The 25048-nt window shown below is 55.6% G+C and carries 23 protein-coding genes; 21 read left to right on the top strand and 2 right to left on the bottom strand.

What is annotated here, in order from left to right; translation table 11 throughout:
* Window positions 1-37 precede the first annotated feature (37 nt).
* From ACFVTB_RS24345 to ACFVTB_RS24330, 4 genes are read left to right on the top strand one after another with little or no spacing between them, the layout of a single operon-like run.
* Window positions 38-766 carry a (Fe-S)-binding protein gene (locus ACFVTB_RS24345; RefSeq protein WP_387755240.1) on the top strand — a complete coding sequence of 243 codons (729 nt, stop codon included), beginning with the start codon at window positions 38-40 and terminating at the stop codon, window positions 764-766.
* Window positions 763-2274, top strand: coding sequence for a LutB/LldF family L-lactate oxidation iron-sulfur protein (locus tag ACFVTB_RS24340; protein WP_387755237.1), 1512 nt, complete (start codon window positions 763-765; stop codon window positions 2272-2274). The genes ACFVTB_RS24345 and ACFVTB_RS24340 overlap by 4 nt, the downstream gene beginning before the upstream one ends.
* Window position 2275: 1 nt before the next feature.
* On the top strand, window positions 2276-3013 hold the full coding sequence (locus ACFVTB_RS24335; protein ID WP_387755234.1) for a LutC/YkgG family protein: 738 nt from the start codon (window positions 2276-2278) through the stop codon (window positions 3011-3013).
* Between the two features lie 14 nt (window positions 3014-3027).
* Window positions 3028-3735 carry a FadR/GntR family transcriptional regulator gene (locus tag ACFVTB_RS24330; protein WP_387755231.1) on the top strand — a complete coding sequence of 236 codons (708 nt, stop codon included), beginning with the start codon at window positions 3028-3030 and terminating at the stop codon, window positions 3733-3735.
* A gap of 94 nt (window positions 3736-3829) precedes the next feature.
* Here the strand turns inward: ACFVTB_RS24330 and ACFVTB_RS24325 are convergent, their stop codons facing one another.
* Window positions 3830-4765: a J domain-containing protein gene (locus tag ACFVTB_RS24325; RefSeq protein ID WP_387755229.1), complete on the bottom strand. Its 936-nt coding sequence runs from the start codon at window positions 4763-4765 to the stop codon at window positions 3830-3832.
* A 281-nt stretch (window positions 4766-5046) separates the two neighbouring features.
* Between ACFVTB_RS24325 and coaBC the strand changes: the two genes are divergently transcribed.
* The 12 genes from coaBC to spoVM all read left to right on the top strand — a co-directional run bounded on the left by coaBC (window position 5047) and on the right by spoVM (window position 17981).
* The gene (gene coaBC, locus ACFVTB_RS24320) at window positions 5047-6276 is read left to right on the top strand and encodes a bifunctional phosphopantothenoylcysteine decarboxylase/phosphopantothenate--cysteine ligase CoaBC (protein ID WP_387755226.1); all 1230 of its coding nucleotides are present in this window, start codon (window positions 5047-5049) and stop codon (window positions 6274-6276) included.
* Complete coding sequence (gene priA, locus ACFVTB_RS24315; protein ID WP_387755224.1) at window positions 6273-8768, top strand: primosomal protein N'; 2496 nt, start codon at window positions 6273-6275, stop codon at window positions 8766-8768. The genes coaBC and priA overlap by 4 nt, the downstream gene beginning before the upstream one ends.
* Window positions 8769-8804: 36 nt before the next feature.
* Entirely contained in the window at window positions 8805-9293 is a 489-nt protein-coding gene (gene def / locus ACFVTB_RS24310; RefSeq protein ID WP_387755221.1) for a peptide deformylase, read from the top strand.
* A complete protein-coding gene (fmt, locus tag ACFVTB_RS24305; RefSeq protein WP_387755218.1) occupies window positions 9294-10277 on the top strand; it encodes a methionyl-tRNA formyltransferase in 984 nt (327 codons plus the stop codon).
* On the top strand, window positions 10274-11734 hold the full coding sequence (gene rsmB / locus ACFVTB_RS24300) for a 16S rRNA (cytosine(967)-C(5))-methyltransferase RsmB (protein WP_387755215.1): 1461 nt from the start codon (window positions 10274-10276) through the stop codon (window positions 11732-11734). Before fmt ends, rsmB begins: the two co-directional genes overlap by 4 nt.
* A gap of 93 nt (window positions 11735-11827) precedes the next feature.
* The gene (gene rlmN / locus ACFVTB_RS24295) at window positions 11828-12904 is read left to right on the top strand and encodes a dual-specificity RNA methyltransferase RlmN (protein ID WP_387755213.1); all 1077 of its coding nucleotides are present in this window, start codon (window positions 11828-11830) and stop codon (window positions 12902-12904) included.
* Window positions 12888-13655 carry a Stp1/IreP family PP2C-type Ser/Thr phosphatase gene (locus ACFVTB_RS24290; RefSeq protein ID WP_387755210.1) on the top strand — a complete coding sequence of 256 codons (768 nt, stop codon included), beginning with the start codon at window positions 12888-12890 and terminating at the stop codon, window positions 13653-13655. Before rlmN ends, ACFVTB_RS24290 begins: the two co-directional genes overlap by 17 nt.
* Window positions 13652-15802: a Stk1 family PASTA domain-containing Ser/Thr kinase gene (gene pknB, locus ACFVTB_RS24285; protein WP_387755207.1), complete on the top strand. Its 2151-nt coding sequence runs from the start codon at window positions 13652-13654 to the stop codon at window positions 15800-15802. Before ACFVTB_RS24290 ends, pknB begins: the two co-directional genes overlap by 4 nt.
* A complete protein-coding gene (gene rsgA, locus ACFVTB_RS24280) occupies window positions 15789-16736 on the top strand; it encodes a ribosome small subunit-dependent GTPase A (RefSeq protein WP_387755204.1) in 948 nt (315 codons plus the stop codon). Before pknB ends, rsgA begins: the two co-directional genes overlap by 14 nt.
* Window positions 16737-16741: 5 nt before the next feature.
* On the top strand, window positions 16742-17386 hold the full coding sequence (gene rpe, locus ACFVTB_RS24275) for a ribulose-phosphate 3-epimerase (RefSeq protein WP_387755201.1): 645 nt from the start codon (window positions 16742-16744) through the stop codon (window positions 17384-17386).
* 12 nt (window positions 17387-17398) lie between these two features.
* On the top strand, window positions 17399-17701 hold the full coding sequence (locus ACFVTB_RS24270; RefSeq protein ID WP_387755198.1) for a hypothetical protein: 303 nt from the start codon (window positions 17399-17401) through the stop codon (window positions 17699-17701).
* Window positions 17702-17900: 199 nt separating this feature from the next.
* Window positions 17901-17981, top strand: a complete 81-nt coding sequence (gene spoVM, locus ACFVTB_RS24265) for a stage V sporulation protein SpoVM (RefSeq protein ID WP_010345573.1) — start codon at window positions 17901-17903, stop codon at window positions 17979-17981.
* Window positions 17982-18131: 150 nt separating this feature from the next.
* On the opposite strand, the gene rpmB is transcribed toward spoVM, so the two are convergent.
* Window positions 18132-18320, bottom strand: a complete 189-nt coding sequence (gene rpmB, locus ACFVTB_RS24260) for a 50S ribosomal protein L28 (RefSeq protein ID WP_387755195.1) — start codon at window positions 18318-18320, stop codon at window positions 18132-18134.
* Between the two features lie 534 nt (window positions 18321-18854).
* On the opposite strand from rpmB, the gene ACFVTB_RS24255 reads away from it, so the two are divergent.
* The 5 genes from ACFVTB_RS24255 (at window position 18855) to ACFVTB_RS24235 (ending at window position 24349) form a co-directional block, all read left to right on the top strand.
* Window positions 18855-19214 (top strand): Asp23/Gls24 family envelope stress response protein, encoded by a 360-nt coding sequence (locus ACFVTB_RS24255; RefSeq protein WP_387755193.1) that lies wholly within the window; start codon window positions 18855-18857, stop codon window positions 19212-19214.
* Window positions 19215-19233: 19 nt separating this feature from the next.
* A complete protein-coding gene (locus ACFVTB_RS24250; RefSeq protein ID WP_387755190.1) occupies window positions 19234-21039 on the top strand; it encodes a DAK2 domain-containing protein in 1806 nt (601 codons plus the stop codon).
* Window positions 21040-21072: 33 nt separating this feature from the next.
* Entirely contained in the window at window positions 21073-21927 is an 855-nt protein-coding gene (locus ACFVTB_RS24245) for a DegV family protein (protein ID WP_387755187.1), read from the top strand.
* 11 nt (window positions 21928-21938) lie between these two features.
* Window positions 21939-23990 (top strand): ATP-dependent DNA helicase RecG, encoded by a 2052-nt coding sequence (recG, locus tag ACFVTB_RS24240; protein ID WP_387755183.1) that lies wholly within the window; start codon window positions 21939-21941, stop codon window positions 23988-23990.
* Window positions 23991-24061: 71 nt separating this feature from the next.
* Entirely contained in the window at window positions 24062-24349 is a 288-nt protein-coding gene (locus tag ACFVTB_RS24235; RefSeq protein WP_387755180.1) for a stage VI sporulation protein F, read from the top strand.
* The last annotated feature ends 699 nt before the right edge of the window (window positions 24350-25048 follow it).

The raw sequence follows: 25048 nt of genomic DNA, 5'->3' as shown, positions 1-25048 counted from the left end.
TTGTCTGATAACCTGATAATAATGCGAGGTGCTTGCTGTGAAAGTTTCGTTATTTATCACTTGTATAAGCGATGCGATTTATCCTCGAGTTGGGGAAGCGATGGCACGGATATTGGCTCGCTACGGCATTCAGCTGGAATTCCCGCCCGTTCAGACGTGCTGCGGTCAACCGGCGTTTAACAGCGGCTACTGGAAGGAAGCAAGAGCGACCGCAACGACGATTATCGAAGCCTTTGAAGACAGCGATTTCGTGATCGCGCCTTCCGGCTCCTGTACCGGCATGATTCATCATTATCCAAAGCTGTTCGAGCATGATCCTGTAATGCTGGCCCGTGCAGAAAAGCTGCAAAAGAAAGCATACGAATTTACCCAGTTTCTTGTGCAGGTGTTGGATGTAAAAGATATTGGGGCCGTATTCCCGCATAAAGTGACGTATCACCCGTCCTGTCACGGCACACGTATTCTTGGCATTAAGGATGAGCCGATGGAATTGATGAAAAACGTGAAAGGGCTGGAATTTGTGCCGCTGCCTTACGCCGAGGACTGCTGCGGTTTTGGCGGTACGTTTGCGGTGAAAATGGCCGATATTTCCGGGGCGATGGTAACGGAGAAGGCCGACCACGTGCTGGAGACGGAAGCGGAAGTGCTGGTCGGTCTCGATATGGCGTGCCTGATGAATATTGCCGGCAATTTGCGCTATCGCAACGAACCGGTGAAGGTGATGCATTTGGCTGAGCTTTTATACGAAGGAGTGAAGCAGGCATGAGTACGGCAGGGGGAGCATCAACCGTCAAGGAGCGCGCCAATTTGGCGCTGAACGACGAATTTCTGATTAAAGCGGTGAAGTTTACGACTGAACGGCTGCGCAACGGCAAGAAGGCAGCTTCCGCAGAGCACGGCAATTGGGAAGAGTGGCGGGAACGCGGCCGTCAAATCCGGCTGCATACGATTGCCCACCTTGATTACTATTTGAATCTGTTTGCAGATAATGCGAGAGCGAACGGCGTGCACGTCCATTTTGCGTCGACTTCGGCCGATGCTGTCAAGGTTGCGCTTGAAATCGCACAGCACAAGCAGGCGAAAACAGTCGTCAAATCGAAGTCGATGGTAACCGAGGAGCTTCATCTTAATCAGAAGCTGGAGGAGATCGGCGTGGAAGCGATTGAGACCGATCTCGGCGAATATATCATTCAACTGGCGGGAGAAGCGCCGTCCCATATCATTATTCCGGCCATTCATAAAAACCGGTTTCAAATCGCCGACCTGCTCTCCAAAGAAGCGGGGCAGGAATTAGAGCCGGAAACGTCGGTACTGGCCGGATTCGTCCGCAAAAAGCTGCGCGAAAAATTTCTCGAAGCCGATATCGGCATGACGGGCTGCAACTTCGCGATTGCCGAAACCGGCTCAATGGTGTTGTTCGAGAACGAAGGCAATGCACGCATGGTGACGACCGTGCCGAAAACGCAAATTACACTGATGGGCATGGAACGGATCATCCCGTCTTGGAGTGATCTGGAAGTGATGGCGACGTTGTTGCCCCGTTCGGCCACCGGCCAGAAGCTAACCGCCTATATGTCTGGGATTACAGGGCCGCGGCGCGAAGCTGACGCAGACGGGCCAGACGAGATGCATATCATCATTGTTGACAATGGCCGCTCGCTGCAGCTTGGCGATCCGGAATTCCAGGAGCTGCTTAACTGCATCCGCTGCGGCGCGTGCTTGAACGCTTGTCCGGTTTACCGTCATATCGGCGGTCATGCGTACGGCGGCACGTATAGCGGTCCGATCGGCGCGGTGCTAACTCCGGCGTTGAAGAGTAATGTAGCGGAATGGGACGATATCGCAAACGCGTCTAGTCTGTGCGGCGCGTGCTACGAGGCTTGCCCTGTCAAAATACCGTTGCACGATATGCTTGTTTATCTTCGTCGTCGCAAGCAGGAAGGCGGGCACGGCAATGCGGCCGAGTCGATCGGCATGAAAGGGTTCGCGACCGCCCTCGGCGACTCGAAGCGATTCAGAGGCCTGCTGCGTATCGGACAGCTCGGCCAGAAGCTGGTCGTCCGCAACGGCGAAATCCGGACGAAGCTCGGCCCGCTTAAAGGCTGGAACAGCTACCGAGTTACGCCGAGCATACCGAAGCAGACGTTCCGTCAGCGCTGGAATACGCTGGAGGAGGAGCTGCGGCACGGTCTCCAGGAGCTAGACCCAGCGGCCAAGCAGCGTATGGAAGCGCTCGTCGCGGACAGGGAGAACGGGAAAGGAGGCGGACACTGACATGGCTGAAACGGATACGGAAACTTATGAAGCGTGGTTGAAGCGCAAGGAAGAGGAATCGCGAACGAAGCAGAATGCGTTTATGAACGAAATCGCACAGAAGCTGAACCGGCCGCGCGTAATGGAAGCGCCGTCCCATCCGTTCCGCGGAGCTCCCGACTTCTGGAAGGCGTATGAATGGACGGAGGAAGAACGGATCGAACGGTTTACAGCCAACTTCAAGGCGGCCAGCGGCTTTGTTGAGCGGCTAACCGATCTGGAGGAGGCCAAATGCTTTATCGCGAAAAAGGCGGAGGAATTGAGCGCCCATTACATTGTGCGGCAAAATCAGCCGGAGCTGAACGGCATGGGTCTCGAAGAGGCGCTGCCGGACGCGAAAATATCGGTTTGGAACAGCGATTCCGAGCAATATTGGAAAGCCCGCGCCGCTGAAGCCGATTTTGGGGTTGTCGTCGCCGATCACGCGGCCGCATACACCGGTTCGGTAACGGTACTTTCCTCCGGCGACAAGGGAAGGTCCGTCAGTCTTCTGCCTACCGTGTTGTTTATCATTTTGCCGCTTGAGCGGTTGAAAACGCGCCTCGGTGAAATATTGATCGGCTTCGACGAAGCCGGCCGCGAGCGTCTGCCTGCGGGCATTCATTTTATTTCCGGCCCGAGCCGTTCCTCGGACATCGAAAATGCGCTGACTATCGGGGTTCACGGGCCGGGCGTCGTTTACGCTCTTCTTGTGGGCTAGGAGGATTAGGCGAGATGCAAGTGACGAAGCTGACAAAGCGGAACCATTACGAAGAAATTACGGAGCAGATTAAGCGGTTGATTATTGAGGGCGATCTTCGTCCCGGCGACAAGCTGCCCTCGACGAAAGAAATGTCGGAACGATTCGGCGTCGGCCGTTCGACGACGAGGGAGGCGCTTAGCGCCTTGAAGGCGATGGGGCTGATCGAGATCAAACAAGGGGGCGGCTGTACGGTCATCGGGACGCTCCCGGCTGAGGTCGAGCTGCCGGAGCTGCAGTCGCTGCGGCTTAATCGCGAGACACTGCTGGAGCTGCTGGAAGCGCGTCAGGCGCTAGAGGTGTCCAATGCCTCGATTGCCGCGATCAAGCGGACAGACAAGGACGTTGCCGCTCTCGGCGTCATTGTGGAAGAGATGGAGCGGTCGATCGGCGACGACGCGCTTGGCGAGCGCACCGATCTGCAGTTTCACGCCACGCTGGCCAATGCTACCGGCAATTCGATTATGGTTCGCCTGTTCGAGTCCATTACAAGCCAGATGGAGACGGCCATTCATGAGGTGCGCCGCGTCGAGCTTTACGCGAACCGCTCGGTGGCCGAACGGCTATACGCCGAGCATAGGGCTATCTACGATGCCGTTCTGGCTGGAGACGCGGACGAAGCGGCGGCATGCATGAAACGGCATTTGCATCATGTGGAAAGCATACTCATGAAATACGTGTAGTCAAGCGCCGATCGTTGTTCGGTAAAGAAAGAGCAAGCCAAAAGGGATGTCCCGGATCAAAGTCGATCCGCGAGACATCCCTTTTTTAGCATCCTTATTTCGTTTCGAGGAAGCGCTCGATAAATTCCAGCGCCTTTTGCTGTCGTTCGCTGTTAACGCGAATGGCCACGATGTAGTTGTCCTTGGCGACGACAGGAAGGTTGTTCAGCAACTTGCTGCCGCTAATTTCAATGCCATAAGTACGACTTTCCGTATCATCCTCTGTTTTTTGCTTGAATGCGGCGTCTGTGCCGAGCGCTTCTTTCAGCTTTTCTCCCGCGTTCTGACCGGCCTCGTCGAGATTGAGGAACGGGCCTTGCGGCGATATCCAGTTGAACGTTCCTTTGTCCAGAATATAGACGTCTGGTTTCTCCGTGGCGAGCATAACCATCGCCTTCTGCTGAGAGGCGATATCCATCTGATCCTTCACGTCCATCGGCGCATAAATCAATTTGACAGTGAAACGATTCCAGTCCGGGAACTGCGCGAGCAGTGCTTCTTCGAGCTCCGCCTCCTTGCCCGTGCCGCCATTGCCGTCGCTAATAAAATATTCGCCCAAAAACATAATTTCAAGATCGACTGGAGGCAGGCTGGCCAGCCGTTTTTGTTCCTCTCGATGGTCGATAAAGGCGGTTATGCCGTAAATAATTAGAGCGACGAGGACAATTCCGCCAAAAACATGAAATTTGTAATAACGCCAAAAATGATCGACCTTCTCGGCAGTTCCGGCCATTTTTTTATACTTGCCGTATTCCTGCTGATTGAATTGTTCCGCCGCCTGCTTGTCCTCGTGAGCTAAAATAAAACGGTAGGCGCGCGTAATACTGTCAAAGTCGAACGCGTCCTCGCCTTCCGAACGTTCTCCGCTCTCCGCTTGCTTTTGTCTGGCGCGCGCTTGGCGCAGAAGCAGCGAGTAACGCTTTTCCACCTCTTCCTTGGAAGCGCTGTCGGGCAGGCCAAGCGTCCGGTAGGCTTGTTGCAGTTCGTCCATGAAGTTCACCTCTGCGAAATAAATAGTAGAAAGAAATAACGATTCAAAAGCTCCACCCTCTAGTATACGGATTTACGAGACAGATTGCCAATTTAACGGCCGGTCTATTTGTACAGACGGTTCGACGAGCGAGGCTACAAATCGGGGGTCCATATGGTATGATAGGAAAAAGCGCGAACAGGCGGGCGGAAAAACGCTATTTTTCGAAGTCGGCTTATGGCTGACCTGACGCACTGTTCGGTAGATACATGATTAACGGCACTGTAACGGGGGATATAATTATGCTAAAAGGCAAATCGATCATTCTCGGCATTACCGGGGGCATTGCGGCGTATAAAGGAGCCGCGCTCTGCAGTAAGCTGGTGCAAGCTGGAGCCGACGTTCGCGTCATTATGACGGAATCGGCGGCAAAGTTCATTACGCCGCTGACACTGCAGACGCTGTCCCGCCATCCGGTATACATCGATACATTCGAGGAGCGGGACCCATCGGTCGTCGCTCACATCAACTTAGCCGATCATGCGGATTTGATCTTGGTCGCACCGGCGACGGCGAATGCGATCGGCAAGATGGCGAACGGTCTCGCCGACGATATGCTGAGCACGACGCTGCTGGCCGCAACGAGTCCGATTATTGTCGCGCCGGCAATGAATGTCCATATGTACGAGCATCCTGCTGTTGTCCGCAATATGGAGACGCTCGCTCAGCGCGGCGTCATGTTCGTGGAGCCTGGCACAGGTCAGCTCGCTTGCGGCTATGTGGCGAAAGGACGGCTGGCAGAGCCGGAAGATATCGTGAAGGCGGTCGAGATGTTTTTCGGTCGCGTCGGCAAGCTGGCGGGCAAGAAAGTACTTGTGACGGCAGGAGGTACGGTTGAGCGGTTCGATCCGGTTCGTTACCTGACAAATGATTCGTCAGGCAAAATGGGCTTCGCCGTCGCTGAGGCGGCGCGGACGATGGGGGCCGACGTGACGATCGTCGCCGGGCGGACAACGGCGGAGCCGCCTGCTGGCATGACGGTCGTCCGGGTGGAATCGGCGCAGCAAATGCTGGAGGCGGTTGTCTCCCGGTCGGACGACGCAGATATCATTGTGAAGGCGGCTGCCGTAGCGGACTATCGTCCCGTTAGGAAGCTTGACCAGAAGATGAAGAAGACAGGCGAAAGCTTGACGGTCGAGCTGGAACGGACAACTGACATTTTGCAAACGCTCGGCTCGCGCAAGAGGCAAGGGCAGCTGCTGATCGGCTTTGCGGCTGAAACGGAGGATGTGGAGCGTTATGCGATGGACAAGCTGACGCGCAAAAACTGCGATTTTGTCGTTGCGAACGACGTCAGCGCAGAAGGAGCCGGCTTTAACGGCGATACAAATATCGTGCAGCTGTATGGACCCGAGGGGCTGATCGCCTCGCTGCCGATGCTGACGAAACGCGAGGCTGCGGGTCGTATTATGGAAATTGCAGCAGCCAAACTGACGGCAGCCGCTGCCGGCGATGGAGGTCAGGCGGAATGATCGCCAAAGTCATTGTCGACGTGCCGAGCCGCCAGACGGATCGGCCGTTCGACTACGAAGTGCCTGAAGAAATGGCTGATTGGATTGAAATCGGCAGCCGCGTTGGCGTACCTTTCGGCGGGCGTGTATTGCAGGGCTTTGTTACGGAGCTGACGGAGCGGGCTGACATTGACGCCAAGCGGTTAAAGCCAGTGGCTGAGCTGCTTGACGCTCAGCCTCCGTTGCTGCCGGATTTGGTCGAGCTTGCGAAATGGGTCAGCGACAAATATTGCTGCTCGTGGACGGCGGCGCTGCAAGCGATGGTGCCAGCGGCTTTGAAAGGAAAAGCCGAGCGCGTCATTCGTCTGAACCCAGATCTTTCTTTATCCGGAGCAGGCCTGGCTTCGCCCCTGCCCGCCGAATTGACAGCCTGGCTGGACAAGCAAGGCGAGGCCAAGCTGGACGCCTTGCTCAGCCGGTTTCCGCTCTACTCCGGAGCCATTAAGACGGCGCTGAGAGAGCAAATCCTGCTCGAGCAATCGTCCATTCGCGATCGGGTATCTATCCGCAAAGTGCTGACCGTTTTCCCGCCGCAGGATCGGGAGGCGGCGCAGGCGGAGCTTGCATCTTACCCGGCACGAGCCGCGAAGCAGCGCGAGCTGTTGGCGTTCATTCTGGAGAAGAACGAGCAAATGCCGCTCGCCGAGCTGTTGGCGGAGGCAGGCGGTTCTGCTGCGAGCGTGAAGGCGCTCGCCGCCAAAGGCTTAATCGAGCTGCGCGAGGAGGAACAACAGCGAGATCCGTATGCCGGCCGAGAGTTTCGGCAGACGGAGCCGCTGCCGTTGATGGAAGGGCAGCAAGACGTCTTCGAAAGCATCGCCGATGCCGTTACGCGGGGCGAGCCGCAGGTGATGCTGCTGCACGGCGTAACGGGCAGCGGCAAAACCGAAGTGTACTTGCAATCGATTCAGCATTGCCTCGCGCTTGGCAAGCAGGCGATCGTGCTCGTTCCCGAAATTTCGCTGACCCCGCAAATGGTTGAGCGCTTCAAGGGCCGATTCGGCGACGCCGTCGCCGTCATGCACAGCCGGCTGTCGAACGGAGAGCGCTACGATGAATGGCGAAAAATCCGAAATCGCCAGGTGCAGGTCGCGATCGGAGCACGGTCGGCGATTTTCGCGCCTTTCGAACAGCTTGGCCTCATTATTATTGACGAGGAGCATGAATCGTCCTATAAGCAGGAGGAAAGCCCGAAATATCATGCTCGCGACGTCGCTGTCAAACGTGCCAGGCAGCATGGCGCGGCCGTCGTGCTTGGCTCAGCGACACCTTCGCTTGAGTCTTATGCTGCGGCAAGTCGGTCCCTGTCTCCAGACAAGCCGCCGTCGCTGCTGCCAATGCCGGAGCGAGTGGGCGGACGGCCTCTGCCGCCCGTCGAAGTGGTTGACATGCGCGCCGAGCTGACGGAAGGCAATCGCTCCATGTTCAGCCGTCGCCTGCACGCGGCGCTCGCCGAGCGGCTGGAGCGGGGCGAGCAGTCGGTGCTGCTGCTCAACCGCCGCGGCTACTCGACGTTCGTCATGTGCCGCTCCTGCGGTTATACGGCGACCTGCCCGCACTGCGACATTTCACTCACCTATCATCAGAAGACGCGGCTCATGCGCTGCCATTATTGCGGGCATGCCGAGCCGCAGCCGCGTGTGTGCCCTTCCTGCGAGAGCGAGCACATCCGCTACTTTGGTACGGGAACGCAGCGGGTGGAGGAAGAGCTTGCGAAGCTATTCCCAGGCATTCGGGTCATCCGGATGGATGTCGATACGACGTCGGAGAAGCATGCGCATGAGAAGCTACTTGGGGAATTCGGCGCCCGCAAGGCGGACGTCCTGCTGGGCACGCAAATGGTTGCCAAAGGGTTGGATTTCCCTTACGTGACGCTCGTCGGCGTCATTGCGGCGGATACTTCGCTTAATTTGCCGGATTTTCGGGCGGGCGAGCGTACGTTTCAATTGCTGACGCAGGTGGCCGGTCGAGCCGGCCGGCATCATCTTCCCGGGGAAGTGGTCGTTCAGACGTACACGCCGGAGCATTACGCCATCGCAACGGCGCAACGCCACGATTATGACGCCTTTCTCCGCGAAGAGCTGAAGCATCGAAGTGTGCTCGGCTATCCGCCGTTTTGCCGGCTGGCGCTCGTCACGATGTCGCATGAGCAGCTGCCGCTGCTGACGCAGACGGGCGAGCGATTCGCTGCAAGACTGCGGGAGCTTGCGGAAGCGGAGGGCGTGCTCGGCCCGCTTGAGGGCGGACTGCCGCGAGCGCTGGACGTACTTGGGCCGGTCGCTTCGCCGATTTCTCGAATCAAAGATCGCTACCGTTTTCAATGTGTGATAAAATATCGGGGAAACATCGACGTGCCGGCGCTGCTGCGCGAGGCTACGGCGCCTTTTATGGAGGGGCCGCCGCAAAAACAGGTGCAATTCGGCATCGACGTCGACCCGCAAGTCATATTATAAAATCGAATATATTGTTGCAAAGGATGGGAATGTTCCATGGCAATACGTATTATTGTAAAAGATCCGGATCCGGTGCTTCGCGAACCGGCCAAAGAAGTGACGAAATTCAACTCGAATCTGGCTAAGCTGCTGAAGGATATGGCGGAGACGATGTACGACGCGGACGGCGTCGGCCTTGCTGCGCCGCAAATCGGCATTTCGAAGCGGGTTATCGTTGTCGATATCGGCGATGAGGAGAATGGTTTGATCGAGATGGTCAATCCGGTCATCGTCGAGCAGGATGGCGAGCAGTTCGGTCCGGAAGGCTGCCTCAGCATCCCGAATTTGAACGGCGACGTTCGCCGCGCGGATCGCGTCGTCGTAAGCGGGCAATCCGCCGACGGCACGCCGTTCACGGTAGAGGCGACCGGCTTTCTGGCACGCGCCTTCCAGCATGAGGTCGATCATTTGAACGGCATTCTGTTCACCGATCTCGCCGAATCGATCTACGATATTTCGGACAGACCGCGCAAAGGCGGGGAGTAGATGCGAATTGTATTTATGGGGACGCCGGAATTCGCCGTCCCTTCTCTTCATACGCTGCTAGACAACGGCTACGAAGTTGTGGCGGTCGTGACGCAGCCGGACCGTCCGAAGGGGCGCAAGCGGGTGCTTACGCCTCCGCCGGTCAAAGAAGCGGCGCTTGCGCTCGGTCTGCCGGTGCTGCAGCCGGAGCGGATGCGCAGCGAGGAAGCGGCCGAGGCAATCGCCGCGCTGAAGCCCGATTTGATCGTAACCGCCGCATACGGGCAAATATTGCCGAAAGCGGTGCTGGACACCCCTCCTCTCGGATGCATTAACGTGCACGGTTCGCTGCTGCCTCAGTATCGCGGAGGCGCACCGATTCAGCGTTCGATTATTAATGGGGAAAAAGTGACGGGCGTGACGATCATGTATATGGCGGCCGGTCTCGATACCGGCGACATGATCAGCAAAGTCGAAGTGCCTATTGAAGACGACGATACGTCGGGTACGCTCTTCGAGAAGCTGAGCCTCGCGGGAGCCGAGCTGCTCGCACGGACATTGCCTGCCATCGCGGCCGGTGATGCGGCGCGTACGCCGCAGCAGCATGAGCTGGCTACTTACGCGCCGAATTTGACGCGCGACGACGAACGGATCGATTGGAGCCGTACCGCCCGCCAAATTTACGACCAAGTGCGAGGGCTGTCGCCAATGGCCGGCGCTTTCACGACGCTATCTGGCGAGGTATTCAAAGTGTGGACGTGCGCCAAGCCGGCAGACGGAGCATCAGCAGCCGGCAAGCATGATTCTGGTACTGTGCTGGAAGCGAGCGATAAAGGCATACGCGTACAGACTGGCAGCGGCGAGTTGTTGCTGTTGATCGTTCAGCCTTCAGGCAAGCGGGCAATGGACGTATCTGAATGGCTGAAAGGCGCGAAGCTGCCAGCAGGAACACAGTTTGGCCAAGCTTCAAGCGACGGCGAACAAAGCGAAGGTGGCGCGCAATGAACCAACGGAAAGGTAATAGCCGGAACGGTCGCCCGAACGGCGGTCGGCCGTTCCGCAAGCCGGCGGGCGCAGCTCCCGCCGCGCCTAGAAAGAAAACGGCGCGTGAAATAGCGCTGGACACGCTGCTCCGAGTATCGGAGACGGGCGCGTACAGCAATTTACAGCTCAATCGGGCGCTGTCTGACGCGCAGCTGCAGCGAGCCGACGCGGCGCTGGCAACGGAGCTCGTGTACGGCACGATTCAACGGCAGCTGACGCTAGACCATTGGCTCGCTCACTTTGCGGCCAAAGGGCTTCGAAAGCTGGAGCCGTGGGTCCATCAGCTGCTTCGCATGAGCGCTTATCAGCTTCTCTACTTGGACCGGATACCGGCCCATGCGGCGGTGAATGAAGCGGTGACGATCGCCAAACGGCGCGGACACCAAGGCATATCGGGAATGGTCAACGGCATTCTCCGCAGCATAGACCGCAACCGCAGCGAATTGACGGCATCCGCGATCACGGATCGTGATGCGGCAATAGCGCTGTCGCTTCGGCATTCGTATCCGGAATGGCTCGTGCGGCGCTGGCTCGGCGCATTCGGCGAGCAAACGACCGAAGCCATTTGCGCCGCAGGCAACGAGCCTCCTCACGGAAGCGTGCGCGTCAATCGACTGCGCGAATCGAGGGAGAAGACGCTGCTTCAACTGACAGAGCAAGGCTTCGAAGCGGCTCCGTCGGACGTCGCGCCTTACGGCGTAGCCGTCAAGCGTGGCGGCAATATGGCCGATACCGACGGCTATCGCGCCGGTTTGTGGACCGTGCAGGACGAGAGCTCGATGCTCGTCGCCGAGATCGTCGCACCGAAAGCGGGCATGCAGGTGCTTGACTGCTGCGCCGCGCCGGGGGGCAAGACGACGCATCTCGCAGAGCTAATGGAAGGCAAGGGCAAAGTATGGGCCAACGATGTTCATCCGCATAAGCGGGAGCTGATCGAAGGACAAGCGGAGCGGCTTGGGCTGACGAACGTCGAAGCGATTACGGGCGATGCCGGCGAGCTGCCGGATCGGTTTGCGCCTGGTTCGTTCGATGCCGTTCTGCTCGACGCGCCGTGCTCCGGCTTCGGCGTTATTCGCCGCAAGCCGGAAATTAAATGGACGAAATCCGAAGAAGACGTTCTTGCAATCGCAGCTATCCAGCGGCGGCTGCTGGAGGCCGCTTCGGGCCTCGTAAAGCCGGGCGGCGTGCTCGTATACAGTACGTGTACGATCGAGCGAGCCGAGAATGAGGAACAGGTAGAGCAGTTTTTAGAGCGGCATCCAGAGTTTGAGTTCGACGCCGATTGGCCGGAAGCGGTGCTTGCACCGCTGCGTACGGCTGGCATTGCAGACGACTCGTTCAGAGGGTCGATCCAGCTTCTGCCGCAACATTTCGGAAGCGACGGCTTCTATATCGCCCGCCTGCGCAGACGCCCTTAGGGCGTCTTGTGGCTGTGCATAGGCGTTTGTGGTAAAATAAATCATCAGCGGCACGAGAGCCGCGCTATTTGAGAGTCAGGTGTGATAACAATAATGAAACCGATAATTTACGATTATACGCTAGAGCAGCTTCAAGATTGGATGAAGGAGAACGGCGAGCCTGTGTTTCGTGGCGGCCAACTGTTTGACTGGCTGTACGTGAAGCGCGTCAAAAGCTTTGACGATATGTCCAATCTGCCGAAGGAAATGCGCCAGAAACTTAACGACCAATTCCAATTCGTCACGCTGTCGGAAATTACAAAGTTCCAGTCCAAGGACGGAACGGTCAAATTTCTGTTTGGTCTGCACGACAACCACGCAATTGAGACTGTCATTATGAAGCATGATTACGGCAATAGCGTTTGCGTTACAACGCAAGTCGGCTGCCGGATCGGCTGTACGTTTTGCGCGTCGACGCTCGGCGGGCTGAAGCGGAACTTGACGGCGGGCGAGATCGTCGCGCAAGTGGTTACCGCGCAGCAAATGCTGGACGAGACGGATGAGCGGGTATCCAGTATCGTCATCATGGGCTCGGGCGAGCCGTTCGAGAATTACGACGCGACGATGGCTTTTCTGCGCATTATGATTCACGAGAAGGGGCTTAATATCGGCCAGCGCCATATTACCGTTTCGACGAGCGGCATCGTGCCAAGCATGTATAAGTTTACGGAAGAGAATACGCAGATCAATCTGGCTATCTCTATCCATGCGCCGAACGACAAGCTTCGCTCGAAGCTGATGCCGGTTAACCGCCGCTTCCCGTTCGAAGACGTTATGGCGGCATGCCGCAACCACATCGCCAAGACGGGCCGCCGTATTACGTTCGAATACGCGTTGATCGGCGGTGTCAACGACCAACCCGAACATGCGCAGGAACTGGCGGACGAACTGCAAGGCATGCTCTGCCACGTCAATCTGATCCCGATCAACCATGTGCCGGAGCGCAATTACGTACGCACGCCGCGGGAAGACATTTTCGAATTTCAACGCGTTTTGGAACGCAACAAGATCAACGCGACGATTCGCAGAGAGCAAGGTCACGACATTGCGGCCGCATGCGGCCAGTTACGGGCGAAACATATGGAATCCTCGGGCGAGGTGATGACGGTTGAGAATGGCAAGCCGAAGTGATGTTGGACGGGTACGTCAAATTAACGAAGACCGCAATTGGGCGGGAACGCTGGTAAACGGCGTAACGGTGGCGATCGTTGCCGACGGCATGGGCGGTCACAAGGCCGGTGACGTTGCCAGTCAGCTGGCGGTAAACGGCTTTCGTGAAGCGATTGAGAACGGCGCCGGCAAAGAAGGCTTGACGGTGGAGGAAGGCAAGATGCTTATTCGCCAAGCGATTGTCAAAGCGAACGACATCGTCTATGATATGGCCTCCCGCAACGAGCAGTATTCCAACATGGGGACGACGATCGTCTCTGCTCTTGTTATTGGAGACGAAGCGGTAATCGGCCATATCGGCGACAGCCGCGTCTATCATATTGACGCGGACGGCATCGTGCAATTGACGGACGATCATACACTTGTGAACGAGCTGGTCAAATCCGGCCAAGTGAGCCAGGAGGAAGCAGCTCATCATCCGCGCCGAAACGTCATTACGCGAGCGGTTGGAACAGACGCCGAGATTGAAGTCGACGTATTATCCAAGGCGCTTGAGGAAGGCGACGTTCTGCTGCTGTGCAGCGACGGCTTGACCAACATGGTTGGCGACGATGAACTGCAACGCATTGTTACGGATGACAGCCGTACGCTGGACGGGAAGGCGGATCGGCTGATCGAACTCGCGCTGAACGCGGGCGGAGACGACAATATTACGGTCGTCCTGCTTCATCACGGCCAGAAGGCAGCGAATCCGGGAGGTGACAACGGATGATCGGACATAACCTGGGCGGACGCTACGAAATACTGACCCGCATTGGCGGTGGCGGCATGGCGCTTGTCTACAAAGCCCATGACGTGCTGCTGAATCGCAATGTCGCGGTGAAGGTGCTGCGCCAGCAATTCGTTCACGACGAGGAATTCATCCGCAGATTCCGGCGCGAAGCGCAATCGGCGGCGTCGCTCTCCCATCCGAATGTCGTCAGCATTTACGATGTCGGGCAGGAAGACGACACGCATTATATCGTCATGGAATATATCGAAGGCAATAATTTGAACGAAATTATTCAAGAGCGAGCGCCGCTGCAAGCCGACGAAGCGGTGCGTATTGCGCTGCAAATTTGCGACGCACTGGATCACGCTCATCAGAACAGCATTATCCATCGCGATATTAAGCCTCATAATATATTGATTGGTAAAAACGGCAGAGTGAAGGTAACCGATTTCGGCATTGCACGAGCCGTTACCTCATCTACCATTACGCAGACCGGATCCGTCGTAGGCTCGGTCCACTATTTCTCTCCGGAGCACGCAAAAGGCGTCAGCACTGGGGAAAAGTCGGATTTGTACTCGCTCGGCATCGTCCTCTATCAAATGCTGACCGGCAAGCTGCCGTTTCTCGGTGAAAGCCCGATCAGCGTAGCGCTGAAGCATTTGCAGGAGGAGTTTGAGGAGCCGCGAGTTGTTAATCCGCATATTCCGCAAAGCGTGGAAAATGTTATTTTGCGCGCGATGCGAAAAAATCCGGCGGAGCGCTATCACTCGGCGCACGAGATGCTGATCGATTTGGACAGCTGCCTGAAGCCTTCGCGGCTGAACGAGCCGAAAGCGACGTTTGACGGCGACAGCGATATGGAAGCGACTCGGGTCATGCCGGCGCTGCGGCCGTCCGATTTCCGGCCTTCCTCGTCTTCGTCGGTTGGCGAATGGCAGCCTGGACCTGCTTCTCCTTCTTCTCAAACGCAAGACGACGGTAAGCGAAAGGAAGAGGGGCTGTCCGAACGTCCGAAGCAGAAGGGCTGGAAGCGGCCGGTAACGATCGTTGTCGTGACGCTTATTGCTCTCGCGCTTATTATTTGGGGTTTTAGAGCCATTCTGAACATGCTGGACGTTCCCGAGGTGGACGTGCCTAACGTCGTCGGCGAACAACTGGCGGATGCAAAGGTCAAGCTGGAGGAAGCAGGCCTTAAGCTGCAGGAGCCCATTCATGAAGAGTTCATGTCCGACTTTCCGGCCGGCGAGGTGTACGAGCAGACGAAGGCCAAAATGCGCGTCAAGCAGGGCTCTTACATTGAGCTATGGGTTAGCAAAGGGATCGAGCTGGAAAGGCTCGGCAGCTATATTGGGAAAAAAATTCAGACGGCGAGAGATGAACTGAAAGTACTCGGCGTCGATGTCAGTGACCCGTCTGTCTTCAGCGTGGATGAAGTGTTCAGCGAGCAGGACCCGGGAACGATTTTGAAGCAAACGCCGGAAGCGGGAACCGAGTTCGATCCGAAAGAGCTCAAGCTGACGTTCATGGTCAGCAAAGGACGAGAGACCGTTCCGATGCCGAATCTAATCGGCAAAACGGTTGCCGAAGCGAAAGATATGCTTCGCGCCGTCGATCTGGTGCTGAAGGATTCGGATATATTAACCGAGCCGAGCTATGCGATGAAGAAGGGGCTCGTCATGGATACGGGTAAATTCAAGTTTCAGGATCCGCTGACGAAGGGCACGGAGGTGTCGATCACCGTCAGCTCCGGTCCCCCGAAGGATGCGCTCGAGCATAAATTCAACGTAACGATCGCTCCGGCGGTTGCAGGCAAGACAAGTGAAATTCGCATCGTATATTCCGACTCTACCGGAGAAAACATGGAATGGGGCAAGCGGCAAATTACCGAGATGCAAACTTTTACCGTCAGCGTTATTTTATCGCCTGATGCGGAAGCGAGCGTCAAAGTGTACCGCGACAGCCAGTTTGTCGATGAGAAAAAGATCAGCTACGCTGATGTCAAGAATGGAACAAAGACATCCAATATGAACGTGCCTGGCACCGAGCCGACGCCGCCTCCTCCTACGCCGACGGAAGTGCCGACGATCGGAGAACCGCAGGAAGGGACGGGTGAAGATCACGGAGACAACCCAGATGATGAGCAATAGCGTGAAAAACTTGAAAACCGGTTCGCCAAGCGGCCGGATCGTCAAAGCGCTGAGCGGCTACTACTATGTGCTGCCGGACGGAGCCGATCCGCACGGGGCGACCGTACAGTGCAGAGCGCGAGGCGTTTTTAAGAAAAAAGGGATCAACCCGCTTGTTGGCGACGAGGTGCTGTACAGCTTGACCGAAAACGGCGAAGGAACGGTGGAAGAAATATTGCCCCGTTCTTCTGAGCTGATCAGGCCGCCTGTCTCTAACGTCGATTTGGCCATTCTCGTCTTTTCCGTTACCGAGCCGACGCTCAACCTGCAGCTGCTCGACAAGTTTCTTGTGCATATCGAGCATGCAGGCATCGAACCGTTGCTTTGTTTGAGCAAGCGGGATCTAGAGGCCGAGGGCGATGAGACGGAGGAAGCGAGAAAGGCAACGGAGGACGTGCGGCGCATCTACGGAGCGATTGGCTACGAGGTATACGGCACAAGCTCTCGGCGCGGGGAAGGCGTTGAGGCGCTGCACGAGCGGCTGAGAGGTCACATCGCCGTATTCGCTGGACAATCCGGCGTCGGCAAGTCTTCGCTGCTCAACGCGATCGTGCCCGGACTCGCACTGGAGACGAACGAGATCAGCAACCGGCTCGGGCGCGGCAAGCATACGACGCGCCATGTGGAGCTGATCGAGGTTGGCGGCGCCTACGTGGCGGATACGCCGGGCTTTAGCCAGCTCGATTTCACCGAGCTCGGCATTGAGGATTTGGGCTACTGCTTTAAGGAAATGCGCGAGCTTGCGCCGTCATGCAAATTCCGGGCCTGCACGCATGTGCACGAGCCTGGCTGCGCGGTGCTTGCGGCCGTCGAGGACGGCGGCGTCGCAGAGAGCCGCCATCGCCATTACGTACAGTTTCTGACGGAAATGAAAGAGAAAAAGCGGAGGTACTAACAGATATGGCTATAATCGCACCTTCTATTTTGTCCGCGGATTTCGCCAAGCTGGGCAGCGAGATTCAAGACGTGGAAAGATCCGGAGCGGATTGGATTCACATCGATGTGATGGACGGCCTTTTCGTGCCGAACCTGACGTTTGGTCCGCCGGTCATTAGCGCGGTACGTGCGGCGACAAAGCTGCCGTTCGACGTTCATCTGATGATCGAGCGTCCGGAGCTGTCGATTGCCAGCTATGCGGCTGCGGGAGCGGACCGTATTACCGTTCACGCTGAGGCTTGCGTGCACTTGCACCGCACGATTTATCAAATTAAGGAGCTCGGTCTCCCGGCCGGAGTCGCCCTCAATCCCGCAACGCCGGTGTCCCAAATCGAGCCGATCTTGGGCGATATCGATCTCGTTCTGATTATGACCGTAAACCCTGGCTTTGGCGGACAGAAATTTATCCAGCAATCGCTGCAGAAGCTGCGTCAGCTTCGCGCACTGCTTGATTCGCAAGGCTTGCAGCACGTTCATGTGCAGGTGGATGGAGGCGTTAACAGCGAGACGGCTAAGCTCGTCACCGAAGCTGGAGCAAACGTGCTTGTAGCCGGCAACGCCGTATTCGCCGAGAATGACAGAGCGGCTGCAATTGCAGCGCTTCGTTAGGAGGCGTAGCCGGTGAAGGACCGCAATTATGATTCGGAAGAGCCGTTGTCGCTATGGAAAGTCACGCTGTGGATCGTTTTGTACGCGGCCGTTTGCGGCGTGTTGCTTGCCGCCTTCACGTTGATTGAGTCGGTTCTCAAATTTGTTCTCTCGCTTGTGGCGCTCTATTTTATGATTCGTTTCTTCAAGAAATACGAGAGATGGAGCATTCGGATCAGCTTTATTATTTGCACGCTGCTCGCTTATTTCAGTACCGTAATTATGATGGCTTTTTGGCTTTATATGACCAATGAAATGGCGGGCACGGCGGGCTGATTCGCTAAAGAATAGACGATTCCTCAATGGAATAGGACAAACGAATTTCGCATAGGATGGTTACATGAACAAAGGTTCGTGTAGCCATTTTTTGTGCGCAAACGGGCGTTTCGCAAGCGAAAGAGAGGCTAACAGGACGGTTGTTACGGAAATGAAGGATATTCTGCGTCTCATGAGCGTGTCTAGGGAGGGAGAGGGCATGAAATTTTACACGATCAAACTGCCGAAATTTTTGGGCGGGTTCGTTAAAGCAATATTGAACACCTTCCAGAAAAATTAGCCATGTTGTTGCGGCCTCCTTCACAATTCGGATCGTGGGCAAGCATCGGGCAGTTCGAGGCGGAACGGTCGCGCGTCTAAGCCGAAGCTGCACAAAAAAAAGCACCTGAACGCTCAGGTGCTTTTCGTCTGCCGCGATATGCGGCTCCTATTATACGCGAGTCACTTTGCCGGATTTCAGGGCGCGTGCGCTGACGTAAACGCGTTTTGGTTTGCCGTCAACCAAAATGCGGACCTTTTGCACGTTTACTCCCCAAGTACGACGGTTTTTGTTGTTAGCGTGGGAAACGTGGTTGCCTGTTCCAGGCGCTTTGCCTGTAATGAAACATTTGCGGGACATGAGTACACCTCCTTCAAAAGCTTGCTTCGTTCGCATGCACTGTAAAGTTTTGCTCCTAGCAAAACGGCTGTCGCCGCTTCTGCTTATTCTACAAGCGAAACCTGGGAAGCTATCGCCGCAGAAAGCGGTGAACGTCCGGTTACGCCGGGGCAAAAATAATGGCATTGTTGCATGAGTTGCGAGCGGCCGCAGAACGGCGCTCTTCTTAAGCATGGTCAATATTCCGATTTCGCCTTCGGTGAAGGACAACAAGTTGTCCTATGCGGCGATCCGCATCCGAACTGGCGCGCCCGGCAAGGGCGCTTGGAATATGCCTGCATATAAACACACTTGAATATCGTATCATAATTGTCTAGGTTCAGCAACTTAAAATGTGTGTGCGATATTAACTTTTCGTTGACGAACGGCCTTTTTGCCGTATATGATTTGTGAGATAATAAATATCAAGGTTTTGCATGCCGCCCTTCTATATCGGTGCCAATTATAGTACAATGGGATATAGTCCATAATACTTATGTAAAGGAGTGTATTTCCATGCCACAGCAGCTGAGCACCGAACTAGGACAAATATTTGTAACTGACAATTGCATTGCCGTTATTGCAGGCTCTGCAGCGATGGAATGTTATGGACTGGTCGGTATGGCATCTCGTAAACAGCTTAAGGACGGAATTGCCGAACTGCTCGGCAGAGAGAATATGTCGAGAGGCGTCGAGGTGCGCAGAGAAAACGATAAGCTTCATATCGATCTGCATATTATAGTAAGCTACGGGACGAAAATTTCGGAAGTTGCGCATAATATCCAAACCAAGGTGAAATATGTGCTGAACGAAGTCGTAGGCCTTCAAGTGGATCAAGTCCATATATTTGTTCAAGATGTAAGGGTGATATTGTAGCAGGAAGGGGAATTGTCGTTTGAGTAAGCGCTCCATTAACGGATCTGATTTTACCGCCATGGCACTTCTCGGTGGGGATTTATTACAGCGAAACGTAGACCGGGTCAATGCATTGAATGTATTCCCGGTGCCTGACGGGGATACGGGCACGAACATGAATCTGACGATCGTATCGGGGATTCGCGAACTGCGCAGCAAGCCGTCCGCGCATCTCGGCAAAGCGGCAGAGGCGCTTTCCAAAGGCTTGCTGATGGGAGCAAGGGGGAATTCTGGCGTTATTTTGTCCCAATTGTTCCGAGGGTTCGCCAAATCGCTTGCCGCGCACGAAGAAGCGGGAACGACGCAAATTGCGGCCGCGCTTCAGCTGGGCGTAGATATGGCGTATAAAGCGGTCGTGAAGCCGGTGGAGGGCACCATTCTGACCGTTGCCAAAGAGTCGGCCAAGCATGCCGTGCAATATGCCCGCCGAACGAACGATGTGATCGAACTGATGCAAGAAGTTCATGCCAAAGCGAATGAAGCGCTGAAGCGGACACCCGATTTGCTGCCGGTTTTAAAGCAGGTAGGGGTTGTCGATTCCGGCGGACAAGGACTCGTTTTCATTTATGAAGGTTTTCTTCGCAGCTTGACGGAAGCCGGCGACGCATACGATAACGATTTGATTCAATCAGAGGCGGCAGCCCCGGAGGAAGTGGCGATTGCCCGTCCGGTCGTTGAGCCAAGGCTGACAGTACCGCAATCCGCGACTTCAGCCCAATCGAAGCTGTCGACGGAAGCAATCGAGTTTTTATATGATATGGAATTCTTTATCAATCGGACATTGGGCGGGAAAACAGCTCCGTTTTTTGATGAATACGCTTTCAAGAAATTGCTTGAAAAAGACGGCGATTCCATCCTCGTCATTGCCGAGGACGATATTATTAAAGTGCATGTTCATTCTCGCAAACCGGGGGATGTGCTCAATTACGCGATTCCTTACGGTGAACTGACCGATATTCATATTTTGAACATGAGAGAGCAGCACAGAGATTTGCTGGAGCATGAGACGGCTGCTGCGGAAACGTTCGCACCGGTGGCCGATTACGCGCTGACTGGGGATATTTCGTCTCAGCAGCTGCTTGCCGGATCATCCGCCGACGCTTTGCCTCCTGGCCAGGTGCATGAATGGGCGCCGTTCGGTATTATCGCGGTTGCGCTCGGAGAAGGAATCGCGAATATTTTCCTCGACAATGAGGTCGATATCGTGCTCTCCGGCGGACAGACGATGAATCCGAGCACCGAGGATTTCGTGAAAGCGATTGAAGCGCTGCCTGCGGAGCATATTTATCTGTTGCCGAACAACGGCAATATTATTCTTGCCGCCGAACAAGCGGCCGAGCTAAGCGAGCGCCATGTAACTGTTATTCCGACGAAGACAATTCCGCAAGGGCTGGCAGCTATCCTCGCCTTTAAGGAAGAGGAGTCGGCCGAGCGCAACGCCGCTTGGATGAAAAATGCGGCCGAGCATGTCGTATCTGGCCAGGTAACGCAAGCGGTGCGCGATACGACCATAGACGAGGTTGTCATTCGCGAAGGCGATTACATTGGCATTAAAGAAAAGGCGATTGTTGCGGCCTCGAATGAGCAGGCCGAGACATGCCGCCAGCTCATTGCGCAAATGATGGCGGACGGCGGCGATTTGCTGACCATTCTGACCGGCGAAGACGCTGAAGCGTCCGAGACCGAAGCTTTAATCGCTTGGATTTCGGAAGCCTATCCGGACGTCGAGGTGGAAGTACAAACCGGTGGACAACCGTTATACCCTTATTTATTTGCTGTAGAATAGATCGATATCATTTAATAGGAGAGGATGAGCGTTATGGGGAACATTCGAATCGTTGTCGACAGCACCTGCGATATTCCTTTGCAAGTCCGCGAAGAGCTCGGAATCGAGATGATTCCGCTTAAGGTGCTATTCGGCGAGGAAACGTACTTAGATACTGTTACGATTGACAACAAGCAGTTCTACGAGAAGCTGGCTGTATCGCCGGTTTTGCCGAGGACATCGCAGCCGTCGCCTTCGGAATTTCTAGAAACGTACGAGCGCATTCTGAAGGAAGATCCGGACGCGTCCATTATATCGGTTCATTTGTCGGCAGCGCTAAGTGGCACGTATCAATCTGCGGTCATCGGCCATTCCATGCTGGATGAGGAAGCGGACATTACCATTATCGACTCCAAATCGGCTTCTTATGGAGCGGGTATGCGAGCGGTAAAGGCGGCTCGGATGGCGAAGGAAGGCCGCACAAAGGAAGAGATTTTAGCTGAAATCGACCGTTTGGAGCGGGACACGCAGCTCTATTTCCTTGTCGATACGCTTGAGTACTTGCATAAAGGCGGACGCATCGGACGGGCTTCCGCGTTGATTGGTTCGATTTTGAACATTAAACCGATTTTGTCGCTGGATCTTGAAGGAACGGTCTACTCCGTGGACAAGCAGCGCGGAACGAAAAAAGCGATTCAACGCATTTTGGATATGCTGGATCAGAAGTTCGGCAGCGATCCGGTAGCGATTACAATCGCTTGGACGCATGGCGACGCGATCGCGATGGATCTTTGCGAACAGGTGAAGAGTAGGTTTAACGTACAATCCGTCGATTTCACGACGATCGGAGCGGTGATCGGGGTCCATGTTGGCCCGGGCACGTCCGCCGTGTTTATGCATAGAGTGTGAGGTAGATAATTATGACGCTGGATCAACTAACGGTCCGGCAAATCAAAGGCGTGAGCGCTCCCAAGGAACAAGAGCTTCACGCCTTTGGCGTTCACAGCGTCGCCGATTTGCTGGACTATTTTCCTTACCGGTACGAGGATTACCGGATTCGTTCGCTTGCCGAAGTGAAAGACGGCGAGAAGGTTACTGTGCAAGGCATCGTTCGGGGAGCGGGCATTCTTCAACGATATGGAAGAAGCAAATCCCGGCTTACATGTAAAATCGAGGTCGATCATATGCTGGTGACGGCCGTGTGGTTTAACCGCCACTTTTTGCAAAACCAGTTGACTGCCGGCCGGGAAATTATGCTGACCGGCAAGTGGGAGCAGCATCGCCTGCAGATGACGGTGTCGGAATCGGAGTTTGCCGACAAGGCGAGCGGCGTGAAATCGGACACACTGCAGCCGGTTTATTCGGTCGGCGGGGGGATCACGCAGCCTTGGATGCGGAAGACAATCGCGCAAGCGCTCGTACAATTCGGCACGATGATCGAAGAGGTGCTGCCGCATGAGCTGACGGAGCGTCACAAGCTCATGCCTCGGCGGGAAGCAGTTCAGCTTATCCATCAGCCGGGTGACGTGCGGGAAGGACAGGAAGCACGCAGACGGATGGTGTACGAAGAGCTGTTTCTGTTTCAGTTGAAGCTGCAAGCTTACCGTGCCGTTAACCGGAAGCGTCCGGGCGGCATTGCCCATCATGTGTCTGGAGAAACGGTTCGTCAGTTTGCCGGGACGCTTCCGTTCGAGTTGACCGACGGACAGAAGAAGGTCGTGAACGAAATACTGTCTGATATGCGCCAGCCTTCGGCGATGAACCGGCTGCTGCAGGGGGATGTCGGTTCCGGCAAAACGGTCGTTGCTGCGATCGCCCTTTACTGTACCGTCAAAGCGGGACATCAGGGGGCGCTAATGGTCCCGACGGAAATATTGGCCGAGCAGCATATGCGCTCCTTGCAGAAGCTGTTCGCCGATGCGGACATTGAAGTCGCGATGCTGACGGGCGGCATGCCGGCGCGCCGTCGTCGCGATCTGTTGGCTGGCCTGCAGATGGGCATGACCGACGTGGTCGTTGGGACGCATGCGCTTATTCAGGACGACGTCTTTTTCCGCAGTCTCGGTCTCGTTGTGACGGATGAGCAGCATCGTTTCGGTGTCAATCAGCGCAGCGTCTTGCGCCGCAAAGGCTTGAATCCGGACGTGCTGACGATGACGGCGACGCCGATCCCAAGGACGCTTGCCATTACTGCGTTTGGCGATATGGACGTTTCGACGATTCGGGAGCGTCCGCATGGGCGAAAGCCGATTAAGACGTATTGGGTGAAGCCAGGTTCGATGGACCGGGTGTTGGAGTTTATTCAAAGCGAGGTTAGTCAGGGCCGTCAGGCATACCTGATTTGTCCGCTGATTGAAGAGTCGGACAAGCTTGACGTGCAGAACGCAATCGACCTTTATGTGCAGATGCAGCAGGCTTTTCCGAACTATAAAGTCGGTTTGCTGCATGGCCGTCTAACCTCCTCGGAGAAGGATGAGGCGATGAGCTTGTTCGGCGCCAACGAAATTCAAGTGCTGGTTGCGACGACTGTCGTCGAGGTTGGTGTCGACGTGCCGAATGCAACGCTAATGATCATTATGGACGCGGAACGGTTCGGCCTGTCGCAGCTTCATCAGCTTCGCGGGCGGGTTGGCCGCGGTCAGCATCAGTCGCATTGCATTCTCGTCGCCGATCCTAAGTCAGAGAATGGGCGTGAGCGAATGAAGGCGATGACTGAAACGGACGACGGCTTCGAGCTGTCGCGCCGTGATCTGGAGCTTCGCGGTCCGGGCGATTTCTTCGGCACGAAGCAAAGCGGCCTGCCGGAATTTCGGATCGCCGATATGGCTTCCGACTACGAGGAGCTGGAGACAGCTCGCGACGACGCGGCCGATCTGGTTGGTCAGGATGATTTCTGGACGCAACCGGTCTATGAGCGGCTGCGGGTTTATTTGCAGAGAGATCAAATATTTCAAGGCGAACAATTGGACTAAGCAACATCGTCCGCTTTCCGGCATATAGTTAAACGATTGAACCGGAATGCCGGCTGGAGGTGTCTTAGTCGATGAGTTACCAGAAATACGGCATTAAGCCGCAGTTAGTCGAACGCGTCAAGTTCAAATTGCAAAATCCGGTTATGAAGGATCGGATACGCTTTTTGCTTGGCAACGTCACAAAGTACGATTTGCAGGACCGGGTAAAAGTGAGAAAGCTGGTGAAGTCCGCGGCCGTTATTTTGCAGGAGCAGCTTACGGAAACGCAGGAGGAGCAAATTATCGCGTTTGTGCTGGGTCAAAAAATAGATCCGAATAATACGTTCCATCTGCTAAAGCTGTGGGGCATGTTCCGCTGACCGGCGGAAAAGCGGGCTGGACGCTCAGGTTAAACTTGAGCGCCCAGCCCGCTTTGTTGTTGCTGGGAGGTTGCGTGAGTGGTGTGGCTTGGTGTGTGGCGGACGTAGTTGTCGTCTAGATACGCTATTGATAAATAGCGGTAGTTGTAGCTGTCTATCTACCACGGCGATAGCCGGGTTGTTGTTGCTACTGGCGCTCGTGGCGGGGTACTTGCACGAGTGTATGCATGTGTAAGGTGAGTTGCAGGTGCGTCGAAATGGGGCTGTAAGGCTCGGAAACGCCTTACAGCCCGTATCGCTGCCACGAAACAGCGCCCGTAATGCTCGAAAGCGCCTTACAGACCCCGTCGCCGCGTCGAAAAGCCGCTGTAAGGCTCGAAAGCGCCTTACAGCCCGTGTTGCCGCGTGGAAACGACGCTGTAAGGCTCGAAAGCGCCTTACAGCCCGTGTCGCCGCGTGGAAACGAAGCTGTAAGGCTCGAAAGCGCCTTACAGACTGTGTCGCCGCGTGGAAACGACGCTGTAAGGCTCGAAAGCTCCTTACAGCCTGCGTCGCGGTCACGAAACAGTGCCGTAAGGCTCGAAAGCGCCTTACAGACCGCATCGTGGATGTAGACTAAAAAGTAGACACGCTGTAACAGCGACCTGATACAATAAAACTAACAAAAAAGGTCGAGGTGTGTCATGGGAGATATCCGCC

This window comes from Paenibacillus sp. NPDC058071, from assembly GCF_042885235.1.
In the GTDB taxonomy this organism is placed as follows: Bacteria; Bacillota; Bacilli; order Paenibacillales; family Paenibacillaceae; genus Pristimantibacillus.
The sequence above is the reverse complement of the archived record's forward strand: the minus strand, read 5'-3'. Positions and strand labels throughout refer to the sequence as shown.